Below are 26280 nucleotides of genomic sequence, written 5' to 3'. Positions count from 1 at the left end.
GTCTCTTCGACGAAGCGAATATCGCTCAGAATAGCGACGCCGCAGCCGCCGCGCTTGCCTTGTCCAGCACGGGGTTCAACAGATATCCGACGACGATCACAGCCGCACAAGCGGTCAGGATGATATTCTCGACCGCCCCGCCCCGCGCTTCATAAGCTGCGGCAGGCTCATCGAAGTACATCGTCTTGATGATCTTCAGATAATAGAATGCGCCAATCACCGAAGCCGCGATACCGAACGCCGCCAGCGCGGTCAGCCCCGCAGCCACGGCCGCATCGAACACCAGGAACTTCGCCCAGAAGCCGAACAGGGGCGGGATCCCCGCCATGGAGAACATGAAGATCGCCAGCGCAGCAGCCAAGCCCTTACGCGACTGCGACAGACCCGCAAGGCTCGCAATGCTCTCCACCGGACGCCCTTCGGAATCACGCATTTGCAGGATGCAGGCAAAGCCACCGATCGTCATCACGACATAGATCGCCATATAGCTCATCGTCGCCGCCACGCCCGCAGGCGTCGCCGCGGCAAGGCCGATCAGCGCGAAGCCGACATTGTTGATCGACGAATAGGCCATCAGACGCTTGATGTTGGTCTGGCCGATGGCCGCCACCGCGCCGAAGATGATCGAAGCCAGCGCCACGAAGATAACGATCTGCTGCCAGTCGAGCCCCGCGGGACCCAGCGCCTCAATCGCGACACGCACGGTCAAAGCCATCGCCGCAACCTTGGGCGCGCTGCCGAAGAAGGTCGTAACCGGCGTCGGCGCACCTTCATAAACGTCGGGCGTCCACATGTGGAACGGCACCGCGCTCATCTTGAAGGCAAGACCGGCCAGCAGGAACACCATGCCGAACAGTTCGCCCTTACCCACGCCATCACCCAGCGCGACGGCGATGCCATCAAAGCTCGTGCTGCCGGTAAAGCCGTAAAGCAGCGCCGTGCCATAAAGCAGGATGCCGCTCGCCAACGAACCGAGCACGAAATATTTAAGGCCCGCCTCGGAAGACCGCTCGTCCTGACGCATGAAGCTCGCCAGCACATAGGCAGCCAAGCTCTGCATCTCCAACCCGACATATAGCGTCAGCAAATCACCGGCCGACACCATCATGCCCATGCCGATGCTGCTGAACAGAATCAGGACGGGATATTCCGGCCGCAACGCGCCATCGACGAGGAAGTAGCGCGGCGCGAGCAGGATCGCAGCGCCCGCCGATGCGTAGATCAGCGCCTTGGCAAAAACCGAAAACGCATCGGCCCGCACCAGCCCGTCAAAGGCGAGTGGCCCATGCGCCAAGGAAACCGGCAGCATCAAACCCGCAACGAGCAGGGTCAGCACCGACAGCCAGTTGACGGCGCGCGCGGTCCCGTCACCGCCAAAAGCGGCGATCAGCAGGAGGACCAGCCCACCCGCCGTGAGGACAAGCTCCGGCAGAACGGCAAGAAGGGAAGCGGAATCAATCATCAGTGCGCCTCCCCCGACGCTTTTTCATGGGACATTGCGCTATGGTCTTCGCCCTGATGAGCCGCCGCCGGTGGGACAGCCGGACCCATCTTGATCCTGGAATCGCCCACGGGAGCCGCAGAGGCAATGCGGGCTTCCAGCGCACGAATGTCAGACCGCATCGGCGCCAGGAAGCTCTCCGGATAGATGCCCATCCACAGGACGGCAGCAGCGATCGGCGCCAGCAGCCACATCTCCCGCATCGACAGATCCGGCATCGCCGCAGCATCGGCATTCTTCTGCTCGCCATAGCAGATGCGGCGGTAGAGATAGAGCATATAGGCCGCGCCCAGAATGATGCCTGTCGTGCAAACCAACGCGACCCAGCTCGAAGCCTGATAGATGCCCATCAGCGCCAGGAATTCACCCACGAAGTTGCTCGTGCCCGGCAGGCCGACGGACGCCATGGTGAACAGCAGGAACAGCACCGCATATTTCGGCATATTGATGCTAAGGCCGCCATAGCGCGAAATCTCGCGGGTATGCAGTCGATCATAGATGACGCCGACGCACAAGAACAGCGCGCCAGACACCAGGCCATGGCCCAGCATCACCATCATCGCGCCTTCGATACCCGCCTGGTTGAAGGCGAACAGGCCGACCGTCACGATCGCCATATGCGCGACCGAGGAATAGGCGATCAGCTTCTTCATGTCGGTCTGCACCAGCGCGACGAGGCTGGTGTAAACCACCGCCACCATCGACAGCCCCCACACCAGCCACGCCAGCTGCGCCGAAGCTTCCGGGAACATGGGCAGCGAGAAGCGGATAAAGCCGTAGCCACCCATCTTCAGCAGCACGCCAGCCAGAATGACCGAACCGGCCGTCGGCGCTTGAACGTGCGCGTCCGGCAGCCAGGTGTGGACCGGCCACATCGGCATCTTGACGGCAAAGCTCGCGAAGAAGGCCAGGAACAGCCAGACCTGCACATGCGGATCGAAATTATAGGCCATCAGCGTTGGGATGTCGGTGGTGCCCGCGTCGTGCACCATCCACATCATCGCGATCAGCATCAGCACCGAGCCGAGTAGCGTGTAGAGGAAGAATTTATAGGACGCGTAGATGCGATCCGCGCCGCCCCAGATGCCGATGATCAGATACATCGGAATCAGGCCAGCTTCGAACATCACATAGAAGAGGTACAAATCCTGCGCCGTGAAGACGCCGATCATCAACACCTCCATGAACAGGAACGCCGCCATATATTCGCCGACGCGCTTCTCGATCGCCTGCCAGCTCGCGCCGATACAGATCGGCATCAGGAACACGGTCAGCATGATCAGGACGAGCGCGATGCCGTCGATCCCGAGCGCCCAGGCGAAACGACCGAAAATCGGCGCATATTCCTGGAACTGCCACTGCGCCGCGCCGCCCGACTGATCGAAATTCGCCCAGAGCAGGACGCCTAGCGCCAGATCGACCAGCGTCGCCAACAACGCGATCCAACGCGCCTGGTTTGCACCGGCATAGAGACAGGCGATGGCCCCCGCCATCGGCACTGCCATCATCAGGGAAAGGATGGGGAAGCCGTCCATTATCGTGTCATCGCCCAGGTTGCGGCCGCGGCGAGGCCGATCAGCATCACCAGCGCGTATGTGTAGAGGTAGCCGGACTGAAGCCGACGGGTGACTTTATTGCCCTGCACGACCAGCGCGGCGAGCCCATTGGGACCGAAGCGGTCGATGAAGCCCACGTCACCGAACTTCCAGAAGAAGCGGCCGATGGCGAAGGCAGGCTTTACGAACAGGAAATGGTACAGCTCGTCAAAATACCATTTATTGAGCAGGAAGCGGTACAGCACGCCGAACTCGCCCACGAAACGGCGCGGCCAGTCGGTATTCTTGATGTAGCTGAGCCAAGCAATGACGAAGCCGGTCAGCATCACCGCGAAGGGCGAGAATTTGACCCAAGTCGGCACTTCATGTGCCGCGTGCATCAAATGGCTGTCGAACGCCAGCGCGCCCTTCCAGAACTCGACGCCGCCTTCGGCCCCGATAAACTGGTCGTGGAAGATCAAGCCAGCGAACACCGCGCCGAGGCTGAGCACCACCAGCGGCAGCAGCATGACCCAGGGGCTTTCGTGCGGATGATAGCCGCCGGTCCCGGTCGCGACATGACCATGATCGTCATGCGCCTCATGCCCATCATGCTCAGCCTCTTCCTCCGGCGATTCATGATGGCCATGGATCGCATGCTGGATATGCTCCGAAGCAGCCCAGCGCGGCTTGCCGAAGAAGGTGAGGAACACGAGGCGCCAGCTGTAGAAGCTGGTGAGCAGCGCAGCGAAAACCCCGACTAGGAACGCGCCGGTGCCATAGCCGCCAGCAGCGAAAGCCGATTCAAGGATCGCGTCCTTCGAATAGAAGCCCGCAAAGCCATAGCCGATCAGCGGAATGCCTACGCCCGTGATCGCCAGTGTACCCAGCGTCATCGTCCAGAAGGTGATCGGAATCTCCTTCCGCAGTGCGCCATAGTAACGCATGTCCTGTTCATGGTGCATCGCATGGATCACCGATCCTGCGCCCAGGAACAGCAGCGCCTTGAAGAAGGCATGCGTGAACAGGTGGAACATCGCCGCGCCATATGCGCCGACGCCCGCCGCGAAGAACATGTAGCCCAGCTGCGAACAAGTCGAATAGGCGATGACGCGCTTGATGTCGTTCTGCACCGTGCCGACCGTCGCCGCGAACAGGCAGGTCGCCGCGCCGATGAAGGTCACGAAACCCAGCGCCGTCGGCGACACCTCGAACATCGGCGACAGGCGACACACCATGAACACGCCTGCGGTCACCATGGTCGCCGCGTGGATCAGCGCCGACACCGGCGTCGGACCTTCCATCGCATCCGGCAGCCAGGTGTGGAGGCCAAGCTGCGCCGACTTCCCCATCGCGCCGATGAACAGCAGCAGGCAAAGCACGGTCATGGTATCAAAGCGATAACCAAGGAACCCGATGGTCGAACCGGCCATGGACGGTGCCGCTTCCAGGATTTCCGGGATCGAGATGGTGTTGAACACCAGGTAGGTGCCGAAAATCCCCAGCATGAAGCCAAGGTCGCCAACCCGATTCACAACGAACGCCTTGATCGCGGCGGCATTGGCCGAGGGCTTACGGAACCAGAAACCGATCAGCAGGTAAGAAGCAAGACCGACGCCTTCCCAGCCGAAGAACATCTGCAACAGGTTGTTCGCCGTCACGAGCATCAGCATCGCGAAGGTGAAGAGCGACAGATAGGCGAAGAAGCGCGGCTGATCCGGCTCTTCCTCCATATAGCCCCAGCTATAGAGGTGGACGAGGCTCGACACGCTGGTGATCACGACCAGCATGACCGCCGTCATCGCGTCAACGCGCAGCGCCCATTGAGCATCAAAACTGCCCGACTGAATCCAGGTGAAGGCAGGCGCCACATAGGGTTCTGCATGCCCGGTCAGGAAGGCGATGAAGATCGGCCAGCTAAGCGCGCAGGAAACGAACAGCGCGCCGGTAGTGATGATCTTCGCAGACAGCTTGCCCAGCGCCTTGTTGCCAAGGCCCGCGATGACAGCCGCGATGAGCGGAAGAAGGACGATAAGCTGGATCATCGAGCTTTAGCCCTTCATCCGGTTGACATCATCGACGGCAATCGTGCCGCGACCACGGAAATAGATGACGAGAATGGCAAGGCCGATGGCCGCCTCGCCCGCCGCAACGGTGAGCACGAACATGCTGAACACCTGCCCCACCAGATCGCCCAGGAAGGCGCTGAAGGCGACGAGGTTGATGTTCACGCTCAGGAGGATCAGCTCGATCGCCATCAGGATGATGATGACATTCTTGCGGTTTATGAAGATGCCCAGCACCCCCATCACGAACAGGATCGCGCTGACCACCATATAATGCTGAAGGCCGATCACAGCTCCACCCCCTGCCCCACGGGCTGATTGACGTTGCGCACGGCATCCTGCGGACGACGGCGGTTCTGACGGGCGATATTCTGACCCTTTACGCCGCCGCGTGCACGATGGGTCAGCACGATTGCACCGATCATCGCTACCAGCAGAACGATGCCTGCCGCTTCGAACAGGAAGATATAGCGCGTGTAGAGCAGCGTCCCGATCGCCTGTATATTGGACAGCTCCGGGTTCACCGGTGCCGCGCGCTGCGCAAGCTCAATCGGTCCCGCGCTCCAAATGCCAATACCCAACACAATCTCGGCCAGCAGAACCAGGGCGACCAGCATGCCAAAGGGCAGATAGTCGACGAACCCAGCCCGCAATTCCGCGAAGTCGATGTCCAGCATCATGACGACGAACAGGAACAACACGGCGACCGCGCCCACGTAGACGATGATGAGCAGCATCGCGATGAACTCGGCGCCCAGCAGGACCATCAGCCCCGCCGCGTTGAAGAACGCCATGATCAGCCACAGCACCGAATGGACCGGATTGCGCGACAGGATCGTCAGCGCGCCGCTGGACACCACCAAGATGGCGAACAGGTAAAAGGCAAGCACGTGAATCACAGGATCATATATCCTCTTCGATCGGGTCGCGGCTTAACGATAGGGTGCATCGGCGGCAAGGTTCGCGGCGAGTGCGCGTTCCCATTTGTCGCCATTTTCAAGAAGCTTCGCCTTGTCGTAGATGAGCTCCTCACGAGTTTCGGTCGAAAACTCGAAGTTCGGCCCCTCGACGATCGCATCCACCGGGCAGGCTTCCTGACAGAAGCCGCAATAGATGCACTTCGTCATGTCAATGTCGTAGCGCGTCGTCCGACGGCTGCCATCGTCACGCGGCTGCGCCTCGATCGTGATCGCCTGCGCCGGGCACACCGCCTCGCACAGCTTGCACGCGATGCAGCGCTCTTCGCCATTGGGATAACGACGCAACGCATGCTCCCCCCGGAACCGCGGCGAAATCGGGTTCTTCTCATAGGGGTAGTTGATCGTCGCCTTGGGCTTGAAGAAATATTTCAAGGTCAGGGCGTGCGCCTTCACAAACTCCCAGAGCGTGAAGGATTTGATATAGTAGCCGAGGCTCATTGAGCGCCTCCGTCTTTTTTGGGTGTTATATCACACGGACCGACAGCAGTGATCGGATAAGGGCGCGATTCCCAGACCAAGGGCGTATCGTCCTTCTGATCACGCAAAGTCGCAAATCCGTATCGGCCCCGAAGCTCAGAAACCTTCGCCGGGAAATTGAGATCGAGCGTATATACCTGATCGTCAAGCGAGCCCAATCCGCTATTCTGATTGCTTTTGGGATCGGTCAAATCAAGCATCACCCGGAACCAATCGGGACCGGTCCTAAAGTCTGCTCGCGTGCTGGCATTGAGAAAATGCCACTTCTTGTCAGCCGTTTCGACCCTTACTTGAATCGATCCACGACCGGGCGATCCATATTCACGAATATGATAATCGCCGGACAGCGCGATAGTTTTCCCTGCGGACGTCCTCAGCTGGCATTCGAAATTTTGTGCGACTTGTCGCTGAGGCAACGCCTGGGCTGAAGTCGATGCTAGTGCGAACGCTTCTATCATCCTCCATACCTCGTCAGCATCAAGAAGCCCGATACCAGGAACACAAACAACAGCGACGTCGGCAGGAATACCTTCCAGCCCAACCGCATCAGCTGATCATACCGGTAGCGGGGCACCGTCGCCTTCACCCAGGAGAAGACGAAGAAGAAGAACAGGATCTTGGCAAACAGCCAGATGATCCCGGGCACATAATAAAGCGGCGCCCAATCGATCGGGGGCAGATAACCACCCCAGAACAGGATCGCGTTCAGCGCGCACATCAGCAGCACGTTCGCATATTCGCCGAGCCAATAGAGCGCAAACGACATGGACGAATATTCGGTCTGATAGCCCGCGACCAGCTCGCTTTCGGCTTCGGTCAGGTCGAACGGGGCACGGCCCGTTTCCGCCATGGCCGATATCAGGAACATGATCGCCATCGGGAACAGCAGCGGATTGAACGCATGGCCGTTGATGAAGCCATAATAGCCGCGCTGGCTTTCCACGATCGTGGTCAGGTTGAAGCTACCCGCCCACAGCACCACGCAAACCAGGATGAAGCCGATCGACACCTCATAGCTGATCATCTGCGCGCTCGCGCGGATCGCGGAGTAGAAGGGATATTTGGAGTTGGACGCCCAACCCGCGAGCACGATGCCATAGACGCCCAGCGAACTGATCGCGAGAATATAGAGCAGGCCGACATTGATGTTGGCCAGCACCACGCCCGCCTGGAACGGGATCACCGCCCAGGCAATCAACGCCACCGTGAAAGTAATGATCGGCGCGATCAGGAACAGCGCACGGTTGGCGGCCGACGGAATGATGGTTTCCTGCAGGAACACCTTTGCCCCGTCCGCAAAGGACTGAAGCAAGCCGAAAGGACCTACGACGTTCGGCCCCCGGCGCAGCGCCATCGCCGCCCAGATCTTGCGATCCGCATAGATGATCATCGCCACCGCCAGCATCAGCGGCAGGGCAATCACTAATATGCCGATGACAGTGGACAGCAGCCACGCGCCGTTAAAGGGCATGCCCAGATTTTGGAAGAAAGCGGTCACTCTGCGGCCTCCGCGAAGCTCGTCTCATGGATCAGCTCGGCCGAGCATTGCTGCATCGTCGGGCTGGCGCGGCAGATGGCGTTGGTCAGGTAGAAATCCTTGATCGGCGAGCCAAACTCACCGCTGGCCCCGGTCGGCAGCGACGGTACGGACCAGCCATAATCGGCGAGGCCTTCGGCGCCCAGCGCCGGAACCGCCTTGGCCATTTCCGCCCGCAGCGCATCGAAGCTGTCGAACGGCAAAGTCGCGCCCAGAACTTCCGAAAGAGCGCGCAGGATCGACCAGTCCTCACGTGCATCACCCGGCGCGAACACGGCCTTTTCACCGCGCTGCACCCGGCCTTCCAGATTGACGTAGGTGCCCGCCTTCTCGGCATAGCTTGCGCCCGGCAGGATCACATCCGCCGCATGCGCGCCCTTGTCGCCATGGTGGCCGACATAGACCTTGAAGCTGTCGTCAAAGGCCGAATAATCGACCTCGTCCGCGCCCAGAGAGAAGAGCAGCTTGGGCTTGGCCGCAGCCACCGCCTTGATCCCGCCCTGCGTCGCATAGCCCAGCATCAGCCCGCCCATCCGCGCCGCCGCGAAATGCAGGACGTTATAGCCGTTCCAGCCGTCCTTGATCAGGCCCAGCGTCTCGACCAGCGCAAGCGTGTCGCCATGCGCGCCGTCCTTCGCCAGCACGCCGCCGCCGACGATCATCGCCGGACGCGCCGCCTTGCCGAAAGCCTCGACCACCGCTTCAGGCAGCTTTGCCAGCAACGACGCGTCATTGCCCAGCCACTCGACCTTATAGGTAAGATCGACTTGCGGGCCGAGCGCAAATACCTTCGCACCCCTCTTGATCGCCTTGCGAATGCGGGTGTTCACCAGCGGCGCTTCCCAGCGCAAATTGGTGCCGACCAGCAGAATCACGTCCGCCGTCTCGATGCCGTTCAGCGTCGTGTTAAAGTTCACCGCCGACAGGCTCGATACATCATAGGCAAGACCCGTCTGACGCCCTTCCAGCATCGAACCGCACAGCTTCTCGACGAGCAGCTTGCCCGCGAACATGGTCTCGCAATCGAGCAGGTCGCCCGCCAGCGCAGCGACGCTGCCGCCATGCTGGACAGCCGCGATCGCCTTGAACGCTTCTTCCCAGGTCGCTGGAACCAGCTTGCCATCCTTGCGGACGAAAGGCTTGTCGAGCCGCTTGCGCACCAAACCATCGACATTGTGCCGGGTCTTGTCGCTCGCCCATTCCTCGTTCACGTCGTCGTTGATGCGAGGCACCGCGCGCAGCACCTGACGGCCACGGCTATCGAGGCGGATATTGGTGCCGACCGCGTCCATCACGTCGATCGCCGGAGTCTTGCGCAACTCCCACGGACGCGCCTCAAACGCATAGGGCTTCGACGTCAGAGCGCCCACTGGACAAAGATCGACCACATTGCCCGAGAGCTCGCTCTTGGCGGCATGTTCGAGATAGGTGGTGATCTGCATATTCTCGCCGCGATAGATGGCGCCGATTTCCGGCACGCCCGCGACTTCCTCGGCAAAGCGCACGCAGCGGGTGCACTGGATGCAACGGGTCATGACCGTCTTGACGATCGGCCCCATATATTTCTCGGTGACGGCGCGCTTATTCTCGTCGAAGCGGCTGCCGCCACGGCCATAGGCGACCGACTGGTCCTGAAGGTCGCACTCGCCGCCCTGATCACAGATCGGACAGTCGAGCGGGTGGTTGATGAGCAGGAACTCCATCACCCCTTCGCGCGCCTTCTTGACCATTTCGGTCTGGGTGAAGATTTCCTGATTTTCCGCAGCAGGAAGCGCACAGCTTGCCTGCGGCTTAGGCGGACCCGGCTTCACCTCGACCAGGCACATGCGGCAATTGCCCGCGATGGACAGACGCTCATGATAGCAGAAGCGCGGAATTTCCTTCCCCGCCATCTCGCAAGCCTGAAGAACCGTAGCGCCCGCCGGGACTTCCAGTTCTACGCCGTCTACTTTGACTTTAGGCATCGATAAAAGTCCCGTCTTCCTTGATCCAATGGCATTTCTTCAAGCCACCGGAATTGGGCAGTCCGACACTGCCGCCGCCCTGCGCGGCGAAGAAATATGTAATGGATGAAATTATGTGCTCGTTAGAGCCTTCGCCGAACCCCCACGAATAAGCGGCAGGATTCTTGAACTCGGTATCGTTTAAGAAATAGCGCGTGCAGCGAAATGCCTTCGGATCAATCAGATCAGATCGCACTTCCAATGGCTTCGTCTTTTCTAACACAATTCGTATCGACTTTGCGTTGAAGCCTGGAGGTGATTTCTTGCCTATTGGAATTAGCTTTTGATGGCACGCGCCCTGCAAGCGATATTGAAGAACATACTCTGCCGGAGGTTGTGCCAAACCGTAGTCGCGCTTCGGCAAGGGCATTGCCAACCAATTATTGGCAGAACTCGGCACAGTTTCCCAAAGACATTTTGCCCACGCGTCATCGCTCTTGCCCGCATGAGCAGGCGCGTGGCCGAAACCAAGTCCAACTAAAAAGACAAAAAGGAGAAATGGAAGTCGTTTCACTCCGCCGCCTCCATCACAGGCACACCGCGCTCATTGATCCGCCGCTCGATCTCTGGCCGGAAATGCCGGATGAGGCCCTGGATCGGCCAAGCCGCCGCGTCGCCGAGCGCGCAGATCGTGTGGCCTTCGACTTGCTTCGTCACCTGCTGAAGCATGTCGATCTCGCCGATATCGGCTTCGCCTGAACGCAGTCGTTCCATTACGCGCCACATCCAGCCCGTGCCCTCACGGCAAGGCGTGCACTGGCCGCAGCTCTCATGCTTATAGAAGTAAGAGAGGCGACTGATCGCGCGGACGATATCCGTCGACTTGTCCATGACGATGACCGCAGCGGTGCCAAGGCCAGAGCCCACAGCCTTCAACCCGTCAAAGTCCATGGGCGCGTCCATGATCTGCGCCGCCGGAACCAGTGGAACAGAGGAGCCGCCCGGAATCACCGCGAGCAGATTGTCCCAGCCGCCGCGAATGCCGCCGCAATGCCGATCGATCAGCTCCTTGAAGCTGATGCCCATCGACTCTTCGACGACGCAGGGCTTGTTCACATGGCCGCTGATCTGGAACAGCTTGGTGCCCTTGTTCCCTTCGCGGCCGAAACTGGAAAACCATTCGGACCCGCGGCGCAGGATCGTCGGCGAAACCGCGATCGATTCCACATTGTTCACCGTCGTCGGGCAGCCGTAAAGACCCGCGCCCGCCGGGAAAGGCGGCTTCAGGCGCGGCTGGCCCTTCTTGCCCTCCAGGCTTTCGATCTGCGCAGTTTCTTCGCCGCAGATATAGGCGCCCGCGCCGCGATGGACGAAGACGTCGAAATCATAACCGGAGCCGCATGCGTTCTTGCCAAGGAAGCCCTTTTCATAGGCCTGCCCGACAGCGGCGAAGAGCACCTTCGCCTCATAAATGAACTCGCCGCGAATGTAGATATAGGCCGCGCGCGCCCGCATCGCAAAACCGGCGATCAGCGCGCCTTCGATCAGCTTGTGCGGATCGTGGCGGATGATCTCGCGATCCTTGCACGAACCCGGCTCGGATTCATCCGCGTTGATGACGAGGAAGCTCGGACGGCCATCCTTGCTTTCCTTCGGCATGAAGCTCCACTTCATGCCGGTGGGGAAGCCCGCGCCGCCACGGCCGCGCAGGCCCGACGCCTTGATGCGCTCGATGATCTCGTCCTGGCCGATCTCCAGCAGCTTCTTGGTATTATCCCAATCGCCGCGCTTCATCGCCGCGTCGATGCCCCAATCCTGGAAGCCATAGACGTTGGTGAAGATGCGATCCTTGTCGGCAAGGGGTGTGATGACGTCGCTCATGCGCGGCCTCCAGCATTCGTCATGCCAGCGCACGCTGGCATCTCAGGCGTTGGCGCGCTGAGGAGAAAGACCCCAGCCTTCGCTGGGGTGACGGAGTAGGGAGACGTCATTAGGCCCACTCCCCCCGATAATCATGATTTTCGCCGACCATCTCTTTCAGCGTCGTCGGCCCGCCTTCGGGGCAGCTCGTCTGACGCTCAATCTGCGGCCCGATCTTGGGCTGCTTGCCAGCGGCGAGATCGTCAAGGATCGCGCTCATGCTGTCATAGGTCAGGTCTTCGAAATTATCGTCATTGATCTGCACCATCGGCGCGTTGGCACAGGCCCCCAGACACTCGACCTCGCTCAAGGTAAACAAGCCGTCCGGCGTCGTGCCGCCCTTCACCAGCCCCTTGTTCTTGCAGGCCGAAAACACATCGTCGGAACCGCGCAACATGCAGGGCGTCGTGCCGCAAACCTGCACATGATAGCGGCCGACCGGAGCCAGATTGTACATGGTGTAGAAGGTCGCGACCTCGTAAACCCGCATATACGGCATTTCCAGCTGATCGGCGATATACTCCATCACCGGCACCGGCAGCCAGCCATTGGTCTGCGTTTCCGCGCCGACCTGCCGCTGAGCGAGATCAAGCAAGGGCATCACCGCCGACTGCTGACGACCGGCAGGATAGCGCGCGATGACCTTCTTCGCCTGCTCGGCATTATCAGTCGTCCACGCGAAATTGCCCCAACGGGCGCGCGTTTCCGCTTCGTCAGGGATATGAACTGCGTCAGCCATTAGCGGTCACATTCTCCGAACACGATATCCATCGCACCGAGGACGGCGGTGGTGTCGGCCAGCATGTGGCCCTTCATCATGAAATCCATCGCCTGCAGGTGCGAGAAGGCAGTCGGACGTATCTTGCAACGATAGGGCGAATTCGTCCCGTCGCTCACCAGATAGACGCCAAATTCGCCCTTGGGGCTTTCGGTCGCCACATAGACTTCGCCCGCCGGAACGTGGAAGCCTTCGGTGTAAAGCTTGAAGTGATGGATCAGCGCTTCCATTGATCGCTTCATCTCGCCACGACGCGGCGGCGCGACCTTGCGGTCAAGCGAAAGCACAGGACCTTCCGGCATTTCGCTCAGGCACTGTTTCATGATGCGCGCGGACTGGCGCACTTCCTCGACCCGGACCATGAAGCGGTCATAGCAGTCGAAATTGGTGCCCACCGGAATGTCGAAGTCCATGCGGTCATAGACGTCATAGGGCTGCGACTTGCGGATGTCCCAGGCAATGCCCGAACCGCGCAGCATGGGGCCGGAAAAGCCCCATTTCAGCGCATCTTCCTTGCTCACCACGGCGATATCGACGTTACGCTGCTTGAAGATGCGGTTGTCGGCCACCAGGCTGATCGCGTCCTCGAACAGGCGTGGCAGGCGCGTGTCGAGCCAGTCAGCGATGTCGGTGAGGAGCTTCAACGGCACGTCCTGATGGACGCCGCCCGGCCGGAAATAGGCCGCGTGCATGCGCGCGCCCGACGCCCGCTCATAGAAGTTCATGCAGTCTTCGCGCAGCTCGAACAGCCACAGATTCGGCGTCATCGCACCCACGTCCATGACGTGCGAACCGAGGTTCAGCATGTGGTTCTTGATGCGGGTCAGCTCCGCGAAGAACACGCGCAGATATTGGGCGCGCAGCGGCACTTCCAGGTTCAGCAGCTTTTCGATCGCCAGCACATAGCTGTGCTCCATCCCCATCGGCGAGCAATAGTCGAGCCGGTCGAAATAGGGCAGCGCCTGAAGATAGGTCTTATATTCGATCAGCTTCTCTGTGCCGCGATGGAGCAGCCCGACATGCGGGTCGCAGCGTTCCACGATTTCCCCGTCCAGTTCCATGACCAGACGAAGCACGCCGTGCGCCGCCGGATGCTGGGGACCGAAATTGATCGTGTAATTCTGGATCTCGGTATCGCCCAGCGTCGGATCTTCCGGGCTGGTCTTGTGCTCGAGTTCTTCGAGATAGGTAGACATCAGGCGTCACCCCCCTCATCCTTGGCGGGAGTTTTCGGCTTGCGCGTGCGTTTCGGCTTGGCGGTGTCCGCTTCGCCGGTTTCGGCCTTCGCGGCACGGGACCGGCGCACCGGCGTCGTCTGCGCGCCTTCGGCAAGCGGCTTCTCATCGGTCGCCTTGGCGGCTTCCGTGTTGGCGGGTTCGCCCGCGCCGGTATCTTCCTTCTTTTCCGTCACCTTGGGCGTCGCGCCAGCGGGCTCGCCCTTGGGCGCAGCGGGCGGCGGCGGTGGAGCGGCGACAGGCGACGGCGCACCCGGAGCCTGCGGCGCCTTCTCATCGCCCGGCAGCACATATTGCGCGCCTTCCCACGGGCTCATGAAGTCGAACTGACGGAAGTCCTGGGCCAGCTGCACCGGCTTGTAGACGACGCGCTTATCCTCCTCGCTATACCACATCTCGACATAGCCGGTCAGCGGGAAGTCCTTGCGCAGCGGATGCCCCTTGAAGCCGTAATCCGTCAGGATGCGACGCAGGTCGGCATTACCCTCGAAGATCACGCCGTACATGTCGAACACCTCACGCTCCAGCCAGCCAGCAACCGGCCAGATATGCGTGACGGTGGGCACGGGCGTATCCTCGTCGGTCGACACCTTGACGCGGATGCGATGGTTCTGCGTGACCGACAGCAGGTGATAGCAGACCTCGAACCGCTCAGCCCGCTCCGGGTAATCGACGCCCGCGATCTCCATCAACTGCTGATATTCGCCCTGTACGCGCAGCACATCCAGCGCCTCGGCCAGCCGATCGCGCACGACGGTGAAGCTCAGCTCATCAGCATGATCGACCGCTTCGATCAGCATCGGACCCAGCAACCCGGCGATCTTCTCCGCGAGCCCTTCCGGGTTCACGATCTTCGGTGCAGAATGACCCATATCAGCGCTCAATCGTCCCGATGCGGCGGATCTTCCGCTGCAACTGCATCACACCATAGAGCAGCGCTTCGGCAGTCGGCGGGCAGCCCGGCACATAGATATCGACCGGCACGATCCGGTCACAGCCACGCACTACCGAATAGCTATAGTGATAATAGCCGCCGCCGTTCGCGCAGCTGCCCATCGAAATCACATATTTCGGATTGGACATCTGGTCGTAAACCTTGCGCAACGCCGGAGCCATCTTGTTGCACAGCGTTCCCGCAACGATCATCACGTCCGACTGGCGCGGTGAGGCACGCGGCGCAGCCCCGAACCGCTCCATGTCATAACGCGGCATGTTGACGTGGATCATCTCCACCGCGCAGCAGGCAAGGCCAAAGGTCATCCACCACAGCGAACCCGTGCGAGCCCACTGGAACAGATCCTCCGTCGATGTGACGAGGAACCCCTTGTCACTGACTTCACTGTTCAGCGCGTTGAAGAAATTCTGGTCGGGCTGTGTCCCTGCGGGCGGCATCGTGCCGGGCGCGGGACTGGTCAGTTCTACTCCCAATCTAGGGCTCCCTTCTTCCACGCATAAACGAGGCCCAGCACCAGCTCCGCTATAAAGATCATCATCGTCGCCCATCCGGCCCATCCGATCTGGTCCAGGCTGACCGCCCAGGGATAGAGGAAGGCGGCTTCCAGATCGAAGATGATGAAGAGGATCGCGACCAGATAGAAGCGCACGTCGAACTGACTGCGCGGTTCTTCGAATGCCGGAAAGCCGCACTCATATTCCGACAGCTTCGCCGGATCGGGCTGATGCGCGCCGGTCAGGCGACCGACAAGCATCGGCAGGAACACGAATGCACCGGAAAGCAGCAATGCGATCCCGAGAAAGATAAGGATCGGCAGATATTGGGCTAGATCGACCAACGGAATCCCCTGGGCGAAAATGACTATGGGCGCGCTTTAGGCCTGCCGCATAAGCGAAGCAAGGCCCCGAGGCGTGAGAATGATTCGCAACAGTCTGCTTCTTGTACGCAGAAACAAATGCCCGCCTCAGCGCAGCGCACCAGCCACAAGCTTGTGCAATTTGCTGTGGATGGCATCATTGCCCGCGATCACTTCGCGGCGCTCGATCGGCTGATCGCCGCCCCTGAAATCGGTGGCGAACCCACCCGCCTCACGCACTAGCAGCAATCCAGCCGCGACGTCCCAGGGTTGAAGACCGCTTTCCCAGAAGCCGTCATAACGGCCGGACGCCACATGCGCCAAATCAAGCGAAGCCGCACCGAAGCGACGAATTCCCGCGACGGAGGGCGCGACCGCGCCGAAGATGCGAGTCCATTGCGCCATGTCGCCATGGCCCATGAAGGGAATGCCGGTCGCGATCAGGCAATCGCCCAGGTCGCGGCGTGCCGACACGCGAAGACGCTGGTCATGCCGCCACGCGCCCCGGCTCTTTTCCGCCCAATAGCTTTCGTCAGTCGCCGGCTGGTAGATAAGGCCGGTCGTCACTTCCCGCTTATTGCCGCCATAAAGCGGCTCTTCGACGGCGATAGAGATCGCAAAGTGCGGGATACCATGGAGAAAGTTGCTGGTGCCGTCGAGCGGATCGATGATCCAGCGCGGCTTGTTGGGATCGCCCTCGATCACCCCGCCTTCTTCCAGCAGGAATCCCCAGTCCGGCCGTGCCTTTTGCAGCTCTTCGACCAAAGTGCGCTCGGCTTGCTGATCGGCTTTGGACACGAAGTCCGCCGGTCCTTTGCGCGACACTTGCAGATGCTCGACTTCACCAAAGTCACGACGCAGCTTCGCGCCAGCCTTGCGCGCGGCGCGTTCCATGACGGTGAGAAGGCCGGAATGGGATACCATAAACAATACTCCCCCTCTCCCCTTCAGGGGAGAGGGTCGGGGAGAGGGGAACAACATATGCTCAGCTGCGGCCCCTCTCCCGCCTTCGCTGCGCTCGGCACCCTCTCCCCTGAAGGAGAGAGGGAATAATTAGCAGTTTAATCCGCCCGCTTCACATATTCCCGCTCATACACATCAACGATGATGCGCGTGCCAGTGACGATATGCGGCGGCACCATGACGCGCACGCCATTGTCCAGGATCGCGGGCTTGTAGCTCGCCGAAGCCGTCTGCCCCTTCACCACGGCGTCAGCCTCGACCACGGTCGCTTCGACCGTTTCGGGCAACTGCACGGAAATCGGCCGTTCTTCATACATTTCCAGCATGACCATCATGCCATCCTGCAGGAAGGCCGAAGCCTCGCCCACCAGATCCTGCGGCAAATTGATCTGCTCATAGGTTTCCGTATCCATGAAGACGAGCATGTCGCCTTCCGAATAAAGATACTGAAAATCCTTGGTATCAAGCCGGATGCGCTCCACCGTCTCGGCGGAGCGGAAGCGCACGTTATTCTTGCGCCCGTCGATCAGGTTTTTGAGTTCCACCTGCATATAGGCGCCGCCCTTGCCGGGCTGCGTGTGCTGGATCTTGACGGCACGCCACAGGCTTCCGTCATATTCGATATTGTTGCCGGGACGAATCTCGACGCCACTGATCTTCATGGGAAGAGCCTGCCTATATGTCTAAAAGTGAAAAGAGCCGGCCTGTTTAAAAGGCTGGGCGCGCCTCTACATCGTGCCGCCGCGAAGGGCAAGTAGGCTCATCGGATCGGCCGCGCCAGCAATGGGTAGGGATTGATCGCCCGGCCCCTGTACCATGGCTCGCCCGGCCTGATCTCATTGACGGCAAAATGCAGGTGCGGCGCTGCCGGATCGGCATTGCCGGTGCTGCCGACCACGGCGATCTTCTGCCCCCGCTTCACCATCTGCCCCTCCGCCAGTCCGGGGGCATAGGCATCCAGATGCGCATAATAATAGATGCGGCGTCCGTCCTGCGACCGCTGATAGACGGTCAATCCACCATCCTCACTTGTGAACAGCTTCTCGATACGTCCATCCGCAGCCGCCAGCACAGCCCGCCCCCGCGCCGCCATGATGTCGATCGCATCATGCGGCCGCGCGCCACCTGCCCTCGCCTGCGTGAAAGTGTCGGTCAACGCGGTCGGCGGCACACCCTCAACCGGGATCAGCAGCGACCCAGCCTCTGCCGCAGCCGGGCGCAGAGGCGGCGAAGCCGTCCTTTCCGGGCCACCCGGAACGATCCGTACGCACATTTTCAGGAACAGGAGCAGCAGCAGGACGGCAACTATGATGCCCAAAAATCCTCGCCGCCCCGGTCTCCTCATCCCTGGAACACCGCCTTCACCCCGCTCTTCACCATCTGCGCCAGCCTTGCTGCATCCCAGTTGGTCAGCCGGATGCAGCCATGGCTTTCGGTGCGGCCGATGGTCTGCGGTTCAGGCGTGCCGTGAATGCCATAATGCTGTTTGGACAGATCAATCCAAACGACGCCCACCGGGCCATTCGGCCCCGGCTTCAACACCGCCTTCTCATCCTTCGCATCGGCATCCCAGAACAGGTCGGGATTATAATGAAAATCGGGATTCCGGCTGATCCCCTTGATCTCCCAAGTGCCAAGCGGCAGCGGATCATGTTCCGATCCCATGGTCGCCGGGAATTGCGCGATCAGCTTGTTGGCCTTGTCAAAAACGCGCAGCACGCCGTCGGACTTGTCGACCACGATATGATCGGCCTGCGGCTGATCCTTCGCGACGGCCAGGCTAGCGAGCGTATTGCCCCAGCCGCGTTCATCGCCCTCGATCTGCGCCACCGGTTGATTGCCCACGGCTGGCACCCGCATCGTAGCCCCCGGCCCAAGCTTTGTATTGGGCGCATTCAACGCCACCAGCACTTCGGGCTTGGTATGAAATCGCTCGGCCAGCTTCTCGATCAAATTGCGATAACCCAGCGCAGGCAGCTTCGCCTGATCGGCATATTCCTTGGGAATTGCGGTGAACGGACCTCGCGCAAAACCTTCCGGGATCGTCACCAGCCATGTCGCGGGCGGCGGCTTGTCCCCCAGCAACGCCTTGGCTGTAGCCTCATCATATTTGCCGGTTTCCGGTAAGCCCTTCGCCTCCTGAAAACCCTTTAGTGCGGCGGTGAAGGACATCCCCTCCTTCCCATCCAGCACGCCGGGAGAAAAACCCGCCCGATCAAGCGCCACCTGTGCCTGCAAGATCGAATCCGCGCGAGCAGGCGCACCGCCCGGCTCGGGGACTATGGAGAAGGCATAAGGATCGCCAACAGGCTTAACCGCCGCACCCTGCGCTCCCTCCTTCTGATCTCCGGGAGCTGCTGTCCCGCTTTCATTGGCGTCGGTGACGGCAACCTTGCAAGCGGTGCAGAGCAGCGTGAGGGCGAACAAATATGTCTTCAAGGCGATACTCTCCCGATGTTCGGGGAGAGAAACGCGCAAATCTCAGGAAAGCTGCCTCCCTCGATCAATGCCCCTCGGGCGATCCCTTCAAGGCCCCGGCCAGCACAGCCGAAAATGCCGCAACACCCGCGCGCGGCCCGTCCGGATGCGCCCACACCGCGCTGCTCACCGCCAGAAAGTCCGCACCCGCCTCGACCAGAGGCGCGGCATTATCCGCCGTGATCCCCCCGATCGCCACACAAGGCAGCTCGAACAGGGTCGTCCACCAGCCAAGGATCGACGGCTCCGGCCGGTGATGCGTTTCCTTGGTCGTGGTGGGATAGAAGGCGCCGAACGCGACATAGTCCGCCCCCGCCTCGCCCGCTTCCATCGCAAGGTGACGGCTGTCATGGCAGGTCACGCCGATCTGCACCTTCGGCCCCAATATCTTCCGCGCCTCTCGCGGGTCGCCGTCCCCCTGCCCCAAATGCACGCCATCCGCGCCCAGCCGCTTGGCCAGCGCGACGCTGTCGTTGATGATAAAGGCGACCTCCCGCTCCGCGCACAGCTTCTGCAACGGCTCGGCCGCGAGGGCGATCGCGTCCTCATCCAAGCCCTTCAACCGCAACTGGAACGCCGCCACCTTGCCGCCGTCCAAAGCCTCGGCAAGCTGTGCCATGAAACCCTCGTCGATCGCGGGCGGCGATATGAGGTAAAGCTGGCAGGCCGGGCGGAAGCCCTTGTCGAACTGGTCGGCAAAATGCGGATCGAGCGCCAGCTCTTCGTCAGTAAAATCGGTCATGCGCAGCCCTTAGCGCGTTTCGCCGCCCAAGGAAAAGAATGGAACTGCGTTCAGGCCCGGCGGCTGGTCCTGCCATGATTGTGGTAGCTATCCGATTGTTCGAAAGACGAAGGCGATAAGCTGTCCAGCAGCTAACGACCATTTGCAGCCAGTAGGATGGTTTTTCTCTGTCTATACAATCGGACACAGAATTAATCAGCGCGACACGGGAACCTACCAATCTCGGCGCGAAGACCAAGCCGTTCGGCTTCCACCAAGTCGATGCACACCCCGTTCCTTACGGACCCTGTCCACACGATCTTTGGACCGGCTTCCGAAGGTTCAATGACCAGATAGTATCGTTTGCCCTTTCGCGGGCGCGCTGACGCTTGCATCCAAGAAACCGTAGATGTGGTCTTTGGCCCTGCAAGCAGCCGGTTTACCGTGAAGGTGACGCGAAACGAGCCATCGATTACGATTTGGCAATCGGCATCCACACATATTCGGGGAGCGTTTGGCATCTCGGAAACATCTTCAACGTGCGTGAGGGTGGCCTTGACCAATGATCCAGCAGGTTGAGCTGCAGGTGCAGGGAAGCAAACAACAGCGATTGCAAGACAGGCTCCTCGCACATTACCCCCGGCGTCAATTTTTTCGAACGTCCGCTTTGGTAGCGCAACTGCGGAAGACCAGACAATCCGGTAACCACCCCTTTCCCCGCACCGTTTCGCCGCTCATTTGCGCCCCATGCTAAGACAGGGAAAATGCCGTCGCAGCTATTTCACCAAACCACCCGGCTCCATGACGGCTGGTGACGCATATCGCCAACAGCCGTCATGTCAGGTCACGCCGCCTTCTTGGTCGAGGCGGTGTAGATTTCGTCGATCGCCTGACCCAGCGAAGCGTTGAACTCATCCTCGCTCATCTGGTGGCGCAGATCGTTCAGCAGCGCGCGGCTGAAGCTGGCGATGATGCCGCGATTCTTCGCCAGTTCGACGCATGCCTCAGCGCGCGAGAAGCCGCCCGACAGCGCGACGACGCGCAGCACCTTGGGATGGTCGACCAACGCGTCGAACAGGCCAGCCTTTGCCGGGAGCGACAGCTTCAGCATCACCTTCTGGCCTTCCGGCAGCGCGTCCAGGCCCTTGAGCAATTCCTCAAGCAGGATCTGGTCGGCGTCGGCGCGTTCGGGGCTCTTGATGTTGATCTCCGGCTCCAGCATCGGCATCAGCCCTGCGGCGAGCACCTGCGCGCCCACTTCGAACTGCTGCTTGACGATCGCGGCGATGCCCTCGCGGTTGGCGAGATTGATAACCGAACGCTCCTTGGTCCCGAACACCCCGAGCGACTTGGCGCGCTTCAGCAACGTATCGAGTTCCGGCATCGGCTTCATCATCTGAACGCCGTTCGCCTCATCTTCCAGCCCCTTGTCGATCTTGATGAAGGGCACGACGCCACGCTCGATCAGCGCCTGAGGCACGGACTTGCCGCCCGTCTGACCGTCCATCGTCCGCTCGAACAGGATCGCACCGATCACCTTCTCTCCCGAAAAAGCGGGCGAAGTGATGATGCGGCTGCGCATGTCGTGGATGAGGCCGAACATCTCCTCATCATTGCTCCACGCGCCTTCCTCGATACCATAGCCCTTGAGCGCCTTGGGCGTCGATCCACCGCTCTGGTCGAGCGCGGCGATAAAGCCGTTCCCGCCCGCAATCTTGCTCATCATGTCCTGATCCAGCATCTGCACATACTTTCTCTGTAGGAGTTTCACCGCCCCATCGGCGGCATCGGAAAGAGGAGAAGGCCGCCATCCTTTTGGACAGCGGCCTTCGAAGTTCACACCATCAATGCACTGACGCCGGGCAGGTCCTTGCCTTCCATCCATTCAAGGAAAGCGCCGCCTGCCGTGGACACAAACGTAAAGTCGCCCGCCACGCCCGCATGGTTGAGCGCCGCGACCGTATCGCCGCCGCCCGCCACAGACGTCAGCTGCCCTTCCTTGGTGAGCGCCGCCGCCGTCTTGGCCAGCGCCACCGTCGCCTTGTCGAACGGAGCGATCTCGAACGCGCCCAGCGGCCCGTTCCACACCAAAGTCCGGCAGTTCTTGAGCGCATCGCCCAGCGCCTCGACAGCAGCAGGCCCCACGTCCAGGATCATCTCGTCGGCGGCAACCTCATGCACATTGCATGTCCGCAGCGACGGCGGATTGGCCGCAAATTCCTTCGCCACCACCACGTCATAGGGCAAGTGGATAGTGCAGCCCGCAGCCTCGGCCTTGTCAAAGATCGCCTCGGCCGTCTCCGCCAAATCCTTCTCGCACAGCGACTTGCCGACATCGACGCCACGCGCGTGGAGGAAGGTGTTGGCCATACCGCCGCCAATGATCAGATGATCGACCTTGGCGACGAGGTTGTTGAGCACATCGAGCTTGGTCGAAACCTTCGCCCCGCCGACGACCGCCGCGACCGGCTTCACCGGCTCACCCAGCGCCGCCTGCAACGCATCGAGTTCCTTCTCCATAGACCGCCCCGCAAAGGCAGGCAGCTTATGCGCCAGCCCCTCGGTCGAGGCGTGGGCACGGTGCGCGGCGGAGAAAGCGTCGTTCACATAAAGGTCGCCAATCGCGGCCATGGCTTCCACCAGCGCCGGATCATTCTTCTCTTCACCGGGATGGAAGCGGGTATTCTCCAGGATCGAAATATCGCCCGGCCGCATCACCGCGATACCATCGACAGCCGCTTCGCCGCAGCAATCGGGAATGAATTGAACGTCACGCCCCAGCACTTGCGTCAGCGGACGCGTGATCTTCGACAGCGAATATTCCGGGTTCTTCTGCCCCTTGGGCCGTCCGAAATGCGCCAGGATCAGCACCTTGGCACCGCGATCTGCCAGCTCCAGGATCGTCGGCATCGCCGCCCGCAAGCGCGTGTCGTCGCTCACCGATCCATCCTGCATCGGCACGTTCAAATCTTCGCGCACCAGCACGGCCTTGCCGCGGATGTCGCCCATATCGTCCAGCGTCTTGAAGGGCTTGGCCACCATGATGCTCCCAGCCACCCTACCCGTCATCCCAGCGAAAGCTGGGATCTCATGCCTCCAGGCAGGGACTTGATAAACAAGATCCCAGCTCTCGCCGGAATCACGAAAAAGGGCGGGTTTTTAAGGCCCGCCCCGCTTCTCTTAAAGCAGGCCCGCAACCACGCCTGCGGTGTCGATCATGCGGTTCGAAAAACCCCATTCATTGTCGTACCAGCTCAGCACCCGTACCAGATTGCCGTCGATGACGGCAGTTTCCAGGCTGTCCACAGTCGAGCTACGCGCATCGCCATTATAGTCGATCGACACCAGCGGCTCGTCCGAATAGCCCAGCACACCCTTGAGCGGCCCCGCTTCCGAAGCCGCCTTCAGCAGCTGATTGACCTCATCCTTGGTGGTGCCGCGCTTGGCGATAAACTTGAGGTCAACGACCGAGACGTTCGGGGTCGGCACACGCACCGACGAACCGTCCAGCTTGCCCTTCAGCTCAGGCAGAACCTCGCCCACCGCACGGGCAGCGCCGGTGGTGGTCGGGATCATCGACAGCGCAGCAGCGCGGGCGCGGCGCATGTCGCTGTGCAGCTGATCCAGCGTGTTCTGGTCGTTGGTGTAGCTGTGGATCGTCGTCATGAAGCCCTTTTCGATGCCGATCGCATCGTGCAGGACCTTGGCGAGCGGGGCCAGGCAGTTGGTGGTGCAGCTGGCGTTGGAGATGACGATGTCGTCAGCGCCCAGCGCGTCATGGTTCACACCGAACACGATGGTCTTGTCGACGCCGGTCGCGGGGGCGGAAATGATGACACGCTTGGCGCCAGCGGTCAGATGAGCGCTCGCCTTTTCCTTGGACGCGAAGATGCCGGTGCATTCCAGGGCGATTTCCACACCCTGCGCCGCGTGCGGCAGCTTGGCGGGATCGCGCTCGGCGGTGACGGCAATGCGCTTGCCGTTGATGATCAGCGCATCGCCATCGACGCTGACGTCGCCAGCCCAATTGCCATGAACCGAGTCCCGCTTGAACAGCAGGGCGTTCGCCTTGGCATCGCCCAGATCGTTGATGCTGACCAGTTCCAGATCATGGTCGGTGCGCGACAGGATTGCGCGCGCCACCAGCCGACCGATACGTCCGAAACCGTTGATTGCTACCTTCGTTGCCACTGCACTAGCCTCCTGATTGGTAAATTATTCTCAATGATCGAGGGCGGCCGCAACCTGCGGCGCGATCTTGGCGGCCGTCAGGCCGAAATGGTCGTAAAGCGCTTCTGCTGGAGCCGACGCACCGAATGTGTCGATACCAAAACGCAAGCCTGCGATGCCGACATAGCGTTCCCAGCCAAATGTCGTGCCTGCCTCAATCGAGCAACGCAGCACATGGTGCGGAAGGAGATCATCCTTATACGCCTGCGGCTGCGCGTCGAAATGCGCCCAGCTCGGCATGGACACCACGTCCGCTCCGATGCCCTGCGCTTCGAGCAGGTCGGCGGTCGCAACGGCGATCTCAACCTCGGAACCGGTCGCGATCAGCACCACCTTGCGGCTGCCCGTCGCGGCGCGCAGGCGATAGGCGCCCTTCGCCGACAGATTTTCGCTCTTTTCCGTCCGCAGCTGCGGCAGATTCTGGCGGGTCAGCGCCAGTACCGAAGGACCATTTTGGTCCTTCAGCGCCAGTTCCCAGCATTCCGCCGTCTCGACAATGTCCGCCGGACGATAAACGTCCAGGTTCGGGATCATCCGCAACGACATGACATGTTCGATCGGCTGGTGGGTCGGACCATCCTCGCCAAGGCCGATGGAGTCATGCGTCAGCACATGGATGACACGCTGCTCCTGAAGCGCGGCCAGACGGATGCCGCCACGCATATAATCGGAAAAGACAAGGAAGGTGCCGCCATAGGGAATGACGCCGCCATGCAGCGCCATGCCGTTCATCGCGCAGGCCATGCCGAACTCGCGAATGCCGTAATAGACATAGCGCCCGGAATAATCGTCCTTGGTCAGCGGCCCGGTCGACTTGGTCTTGGTGTTGTTGGAGCCCGTAAGGTCCGCCGAACCGCCCAGCGTTTCGGGCAGCAGGTCGTTGATTGCGCCCAGAGCAAGCTCGCTCGCCCGGCGCGTCGCGACCTTCTGCGGATTGGCGATCAACGTGTCGATATAGCTATTGAGCGAGAAGTCAGCGGGCAACTCGCCAGCCATCCGGCGCTCAAATTCCGCTTTCTGACCATTGTCCGCCAGACGGCCTTCCCAGACAGAACGCGTCTCAGCGCCCTGTGAACCGATGCGGCGCCACTCGGCGGCAATATCCTCAGGAATAACGAAAGGCTCGGCCGTCCAGCCGAGGAACTCGCGCGCGGCGGCGACTTCCGCCTCGCCCAGCGCCGAACCGTGGACGCCCGACGTCCCCGCCTTGTTGGGCGCGCCGTAACCGATCTTGGTGGCGCAGGCGACCAGCGACGGGCGCGGATCGGCCAGAGCCTCATCAATGGCGCGGCGCACATCGGCGACGTCATGGCCATCGCACGAAACGACATGCCAGCCGGTCGCAGCATAGCGCGCCCGCACATCTTCGCTGCTCGACAGGTCAACCGCGCCGTCGATGGTGATTTTGTTATCGTCCCACAACACGATCAGGCGGCTCAGGTTCAGATGCCCCGCAAGGCCGATCGCCTCATGGTTGATGCCTTCCATCAGGCACCCGTCGCCCGCGATGACCCAGGTGCGGTGATCGACCAGATCGTCGCCGAACTGCGCATTAAGGTGCCGCTCGGCAATCGCCATGCCGACTGCGGTGGCTAGGCCCGAACCCAGCGGGCCGGTGGTCGCCTCGACGCCCGCCAGCTCGAAATTCTCCGGATGGCCAGCGCAGGGGCTGCCCAGCTGACGGAAATTCCGGATGTCCTCCATCGTCGGCCGCGCATAGCCGGTCAGGTACAGCAGCGAGTAGATCAGCATCGATCCATGGCCCGCCGACAGCACGAAACGGTCGCGGTCGGCCCATTTGGGCTGAGTCGGATCGAACTTGATATAGTCCTTGAACAATACCGTCGCGACGTCCGCCATGCCCATCGGCATGCCCGGATGGCCGCTGTTCGCCGCCTGCACTGCGTCCATGGAAAGCGCCCGGATGGCGCTGGCGAGCGACTTTTCGGATACGGTCATCTAGGCTGGCTTCTTCCCTGCTTGACTAAGCGGCCCCCTGCTGAGCCGACGAATCGAAATCCGGTCCCCTTTGTCGCGTTGCACCCAAAGCGTCAACCGTGGCAGGACCTCGGGAGACGCCAAGCCGTCCAATCACGGCTTTTGCA

Annotated in this window: 25 protein-coding genes; all 25 read right to left on the bottom strand. The window is 61.0% G+C overall.

Annotation, left to right across the window (positions count from 1 at the left end):
* Positions 1-25: 25 nt before the first annotated feature.
* Positions 26-1462 carry an NADH-quinone oxidoreductase subunit NuoN gene (gene nuoN, locus ACZ5U1_RS02345; protein WP_464779203.1) on the bottom strand — a complete coding sequence of 479 codons (1437 nt, stop codon included), beginning with the start codon at positions 1460-1462 and terminating at the stop codon, positions 26-28.
* Entirely contained in the window at positions 1462-3036 is a 1575-nt protein-coding gene (locus ACZ5U1_RS02340; RefSeq protein WP_464779202.1) for an NADH-quinone oxidoreductase subunit M, read from the bottom strand. The genes nuoN and ACZ5U1_RS02340 overlap by 1 nt, the downstream gene beginning before the upstream one ends.
* Complete coding sequence (nuoL, locus tag ACZ5U1_RS02335) at positions 3036-5081, bottom strand: NADH-quinone oxidoreductase subunit L (protein ID WP_464779201.1); 2046 nt, start codon at positions 5079-5081, stop codon at positions 3036-3038. The genes ACZ5U1_RS02340 and nuoL overlap by 1 nt, the downstream gene beginning before the upstream one ends.
* A gap of 6 nt (positions 5082-5087) precedes the next feature.
* Positions 5088-5372: an NADH-quinone oxidoreductase subunit NuoK gene (gene nuoK, locus ACZ5U1_RS02330; RefSeq protein WP_019053664.1), complete on the bottom strand. Its 285-nt coding sequence runs from the start codon at positions 5370-5372 to the stop codon at positions 5088-5090.
* A gap of 17 nt (positions 5373-5389) precedes the next feature.
* Positions 5390-6001, bottom strand: a complete 612-nt coding sequence (locus ACZ5U1_RS02325) for an NADH-quinone oxidoreductase subunit J (RefSeq protein WP_464779200.1) — start codon at positions 5999-6001, stop codon at positions 5390-5392.
* 33 nt (positions 6002-6034) lie between these two features.
* Positions 6035-6520 carry an NADH-quinone oxidoreductase subunit NuoI gene (gene nuoI, locus ACZ5U1_RS02320; protein ID WP_464779199.1) on the bottom strand — a complete coding sequence of 162 codons (486 nt, stop codon included), beginning with the start codon at positions 6518-6520 and terminating at the stop codon, positions 6035-6037.
* The gene (locus ACZ5U1_RS02315; protein WP_464779198.1) at positions 6517-7017 is read right to left on the bottom strand and encodes a hypothetical protein; all 501 of its coding nucleotides are present in this window, start codon (positions 7015-7017) and stop codon (positions 6517-6519) included. Before ACZ5U1_RS02315 ends, nuoI begins: the two co-directional genes overlap by 4 nt.
* Positions 7014-8057 (bottom strand): NADH-quinone oxidoreductase subunit NuoH, encoded by a 1044-nt coding sequence (gene nuoH / locus ACZ5U1_RS02310; protein WP_464779197.1) that lies wholly within the window; start codon positions 8055-8057, stop codon positions 7014-7016. Before nuoH ends, ACZ5U1_RS02315 begins: the two co-directional genes overlap by 4 nt.
* On the bottom strand, positions 8054-10060 hold the full coding sequence (gene nuoG, locus ACZ5U1_RS02305) for an NADH-quinone oxidoreductase subunit NuoG (RefSeq protein WP_464779196.1): 2007 nt from the start codon (positions 10058-10060) through the stop codon (positions 8054-8056). The genes nuoH and nuoG overlap by 4 nt, the downstream gene beginning before the upstream one ends.
* A complete protein-coding gene (locus tag ACZ5U1_RS02300) occupies positions 10053-10613 on the bottom strand; it encodes a hypothetical protein (protein ID WP_464779195.1) in 561 nt (186 codons plus the stop codon). Before ACZ5U1_RS02300 ends, nuoG begins: the two co-directional genes overlap by 8 nt.
* Positions 10610-11920 carry an NADH-quinone oxidoreductase subunit NuoF gene (gene nuoF, locus ACZ5U1_RS02295; RefSeq protein WP_464779194.1) on the bottom strand — a complete coding sequence of 437 codons (1311 nt, stop codon included), beginning with the start codon at positions 11918-11920 and terminating at the stop codon, positions 10610-10612. Before nuoF ends, ACZ5U1_RS02300 begins: the two co-directional genes overlap by 4 nt.
* Positions 11921-12029: 109 nt before the next feature.
* Positions 12030-12698: an NADH-quinone oxidoreductase subunit NuoE gene (nuoE, locus tag ACZ5U1_RS02290; RefSeq protein ID WP_464779193.1), complete on the bottom strand. Its 669-nt coding sequence runs from the start codon at positions 12696-12698 to the stop codon at positions 12030-12032.
* Complete coding sequence (locus ACZ5U1_RS02285) at positions 12698-13933, bottom strand: NADH-quinone oxidoreductase subunit D (RefSeq protein ID WP_464779192.1); 1236 nt, start codon at positions 13931-13933, stop codon at positions 12698-12700. The genes nuoE and ACZ5U1_RS02285 overlap by 1 nt, the downstream gene beginning before the upstream one ends.
* A complete protein-coding gene (locus tag ACZ5U1_RS02280; RefSeq protein ID WP_464779191.1) occupies positions 13933-14844 on the bottom strand; it encodes an NADH-quinone oxidoreductase subunit C in 912 nt (303 codons plus the stop codon). The genes ACZ5U1_RS02285 and ACZ5U1_RS02280 overlap by 1 nt, the downstream gene beginning before the upstream one ends.
* Before the next feature lies 1 nt (position 14845).
* Entirely contained in the window at positions 14846-15400 is a 555-nt protein-coding gene (locus ACZ5U1_RS02275) for a NuoB/complex I 20 kDa subunit family protein (protein WP_443020059.1), read from the bottom strand.
* Positions 15391-15765, bottom strand: coding sequence for an NADH-quinone oxidoreductase subunit A (locus ACZ5U1_RS02270; protein WP_097091191.1), 375 nt, complete (start codon positions 15763-15765; stop codon positions 15391-15393). The genes ACZ5U1_RS02275 and ACZ5U1_RS02270 overlap by 10 nt, the downstream gene beginning before the upstream one ends.
* 126 nt (positions 15766-15891) lie before the next feature.
* The gene (locus ACZ5U1_RS02265; protein WP_460987694.1) at positions 15892-16707 is read right to left on the bottom strand and encodes an inositol monophosphatase family protein; all 816 of its coding nucleotides are present in this window, start codon (positions 16705-16707) and stop codon (positions 15892-15894) included.
* 137 nt (positions 16708-16844) lie between these two features.
* On the bottom strand, positions 16845-17408 hold the full coding sequence (efp, locus tag ACZ5U1_RS02260; RefSeq protein ID WP_037463291.1) for an elongation factor P: 564 nt from the start codon (positions 17406-17408) through the stop codon (positions 16845-16847).
* A 98-nt stretch (positions 17409-17506) separates the two neighbouring features.
* On the bottom strand, positions 17507-18091 hold the full coding sequence (locus ACZ5U1_RS02255; protein WP_464779190.1) for a M23 family metallopeptidase: 585 nt from the start codon (positions 18089-18091) through the stop codon (positions 17507-17509).
* Positions 18088-19185, bottom strand: coding sequence for a L,D-transpeptidase family protein (locus ACZ5U1_RS02250; RefSeq protein ID WP_464779189.1), 1098 nt, complete (start codon positions 19183-19185; stop codon positions 18088-18090). The genes ACZ5U1_RS02255 and ACZ5U1_RS02250 overlap by 4 nt, the downstream gene beginning before the upstream one ends.
* 64 nt (positions 19186-19249) lie before the next feature.
* A complete protein-coding gene (thiE, locus tag ACZ5U1_RS02245; protein WP_464779188.1) occupies positions 19250-19966 on the bottom strand; it encodes a thiamine phosphate synthase in 717 nt (238 codons plus the stop codon).
* Between the two features lie 823 nt (positions 19967-20789).
* Positions 20790-21686: a fructose bisphosphate aldolase gene (locus tag ACZ5U1_RS02240; RefSeq protein WP_464779942.1), complete on the bottom strand. Its 897-nt coding sequence runs from the start codon at positions 21684-21686 to the stop codon at positions 20790-20792.
* 95 nt (positions 21687-21781) lie between these two features.
* Positions 21782-22987: a phosphoglycerate kinase gene (locus tag ACZ5U1_RS02235; protein ID WP_464779187.1), complete on the bottom strand. Its 1206-nt coding sequence runs from the start codon at positions 22985-22987 to the stop codon at positions 21782-21784.
* A 138-nt stretch (positions 22988-23125) separates the two neighbouring features.
* Positions 23126-24136 (bottom strand): type I glyceraldehyde-3-phosphate dehydrogenase, encoded by a 1011-nt coding sequence (gap, locus tag ACZ5U1_RS02230; RefSeq protein WP_464779186.1) that lies wholly within the window; start codon positions 24134-24136, stop codon positions 23126-23128.
* Between the two features lie 30 nt (positions 24137-24166).
* Entirely contained in the window at positions 24167-26134 is a 1968-nt protein-coding gene (tkt, locus tag ACZ5U1_RS02225) for a transketolase (RefSeq protein ID WP_464779185.1), read from the bottom strand.
* Positions 26135-26280 lie beyond the last annotated feature (146 nt).

It is taken from the genome of Sphingobium sp. TomTYG72 (assembly GCF_055394715.1).
The sequence above is the reverse complement of the archived record's forward strand: the minus strand, read 5'-3'. Positions and strand labels throughout refer to the sequence as shown.

Coding starts and splice junctions, on each gene's coding strand:
- nuoN (WP_464779203.1), bottom strand. CDS start 1,462: ATGATTGATTCCGCTTCCCTTCTTGCCGTTCTGCCGGAGCTTGTCCTC.
- ACZ5U1_RS02340 (WP_464779202.1), bottom strand. CDS start 3,036: ATGGACGGCTTCCCCATCCTTTCCCTGATGATGGCAGTGCCGATGGCG.
- nuoL (WP_464779201.1), bottom strand. CDS start 5,081: ATGATCCAGCTTATCGTCCTTCTTCCGCTCATCGCGGCTGTCATCGCG.
- nuoK (WP_019053664.1), bottom strand. CDS start 5,372: ATGGTGGTCAGCGCGATCCTGTTCGTGATGGGGGTGCTGGGCATCTTC.
- nuoI (WP_464779199.1), bottom strand. CDS start 6,520: ATGAGCCTCGGCTACTATATCAAATCCTTCACGCTCTGGGAGTTTGTG.
- ACZ5U1_RS02315 (WP_464779198.1), bottom strand. CDS start 7,017: ATGATAGAAGCGTTCGCACTAGCATCGACTTCAGCCCAGGCGTTGCCT.
- nuoG (WP_464779196.1), bottom strand. CDS start 10,060: ATGCCTAAAGTCAAAGTAGACGGCGTAGAACTGGAAGTCCCGGCGGGC.
- nuoF (WP_464779194.1), bottom strand. CDS start 11,920: ATGAGCGACGTCATCACACCCCTTGCCGACAAGGATCGCATCTTCACC.
- nuoE (WP_464779193.1), bottom strand. CDS start 12,698: ATGGCTGACGCAGTTCATATCCCTGACGAAGCGGAAACGCGCGCCCGT.
- ACZ5U1_RS02285 (WP_464779192.1), bottom strand. CDS start 13,933: ATGTCTACCTATCTCGAAGAACTCGAGCACAAGACCAGCCCGGAAGAT.
- ACZ5U1_RS02280 (WP_464779191.1), bottom strand. CDS start 14,844: ATGGGTCATTCTGCACCGAAGATCGTGAACCCGGAAGGGCTCGCGGAG.
- ACZ5U1_RS02265 (WP_460987694.1), bottom strand. CDS start 16,707: ATGGTATCCCATTCCGGCCTTCTCACCGTCATGGAACGCGCCGCGCGC.
- efp (WP_037463291.1), bottom strand. CDS start 17,408: ATGAAGATCAGTGGCGTCGAGATTCGTCCCGGCAACAATATCGAATAT.
- ACZ5U1_RS02255 (WP_464779190.1), bottom strand. CDS start 18,091: ATGAGGAGACCGGGGCGGCGAGGATTTTTGGGCATCATAGTTGCCGTC.
- thiE (WP_464779188.1), bottom strand. CDS start 19,966: ATGACCGATTTTACTGACGAAGAGCTGGCGCTCGATCCGCATTTTGCC.
- ACZ5U1_RS02240 (WP_464779942.1), bottom strand. CDS start 21,686: ATGCTGGATCAGGACATGATGAGCAAGATTGCGGGCGGGAACGGCTTT.
- ACZ5U1_RS02235 (WP_464779187.1), bottom strand. CDS start 22,987: ATGGTGGCCAAGCCCTTCAAGACGCTGGACGATATGGGCGACATCCGC.
- tkt (WP_464779185.1), bottom strand. CDS start 26,134: ATGACCGTATCCGAAAAGTCGCTCGCCAGCGCCATCCGGGCGCTTTCC.